Annotated in this window: 2 protein-coding genes; both read left to right on the plus strand. The window is 63.3% G+C overall.

The window, feature by feature from the left end:
- Positions 1–82 precede the first annotated feature (82 nt).
- On the plus strand, positions 83–364 hold the full coding sequence (locus tag P3L18_RS28120) for a transposase (RefSeq protein WP_276115999.1): 282 nt from the start codon (positions 83–85) through the stop codon (positions 362–364).
- Between the two features lie 361 nt (positions 365–725).
- Positions 726–1,035: DDE-type integrase/transposase/recombinase (locus tag P3L18_RS28125; RefSeq protein ID WP_276116000.1), on the plus strand; the 310-nt coding region annotated here is incomplete at its 3' end.

Here is a 1,035-nt window from a genome sequence, read left to right on the forward strand (position 1 = left end):
TGGCGTGTCCCCCGTAGATCGGTCCGGCTTGTTTTAGAGTCCTGATTGCCCTGGTGAGGGCGTAGAAGGGACGATGAGGAACATGGCAGGACGCAAGCGTCACTCGGCGGAGGATATCGTGCGCAAGTTGCGCCGGGCTGACGAGCTGGCCGCGGAAGGCAAGACCGGTGAGGAGATCGCCGGCGAGCTCGAGGTGTCGGCGGCCACGTTGTACAACTGGCGCCGCCAGTACGGCGGCATGGACGCCGATGCCGCCAAAGAGCTCAAGGAGCTGCGTGAGCAGAACAGCCGGCTCAAGCGGCTGCTGGCCGAGGCGGAGTTGGAGAAGGATGCGCTGCGGGAGGTGGCGAAGGGAAAATTCTGAGCCCGGCCGCCAAACGCGCCGCCATCGACATGCTCAAGAGCACCATGGGTATGTCAGAACGGTTGGCGTGCAAGGCTGTTGGGCTTTCCCGCTCCACCTACCGGCGCCTGCCGCTGGCGCAGACACCCGCCGATCCGGACGCCGGCTTGCGCGAACAGTTGCGGACCTATGCCCGCACACATCCCCGCCACGGATTCCGGCGAGCCTGGGCGTGGCTGCGGTTCGACGAGGGGGTCGAGATCAACAAGAAGATGATCCATCGGCTGTGGAAGGAAGAGGGATTGCAGGTCCGGCGTGCGCCGCGACGCAAACGCGCCGGGCAGTCCTCGGTGCCGATTATCGATGCTGACGCACCGAAAGTGTGTGGGCATTGGACTTTCAGTTTGATTCGACCGTTGATGGTAAGAAGGTCAAGATCGCGTCGATGGTTGATGAGCACACCCGGCAGTCGCTGCTGAACATCGTGGACCGCTCGATCACCGCCGAGCGGTTGATCGAGGAGTTGGAGAAGGTGTTCGCGATCTGGGGTGGCCCGCCGCTGGTGCTGCGCATGGATAACGGGCCTGAGTTCATCTCAGAGGCCCTCCAAGCGTTCTGCGCAGGGTCGGTGGGGATCTCCTACATTCCACCCGGCACGCCGTGGAACAACGGGTTCATCGAGTCGTTCAACA

It is taken from the genome of Gordonia sp. N1V, assembly GCF_029269935.1.
GTDB lineage: Bacteria > Actinomycetota > Actinomycetes > Mycobacteriales > Mycobacteriaceae > Gordonia > Gordonia polyisoprenivorans.

Coding starts and splice junctions, on each gene's coding strand:
- P3L18_RS28120 (WP_276115999.1), top strand. CDS start 83: ATGGCAGGACGCAAGCGTCACTCGGCGGAGGATATCGTGCGCAAGTTG.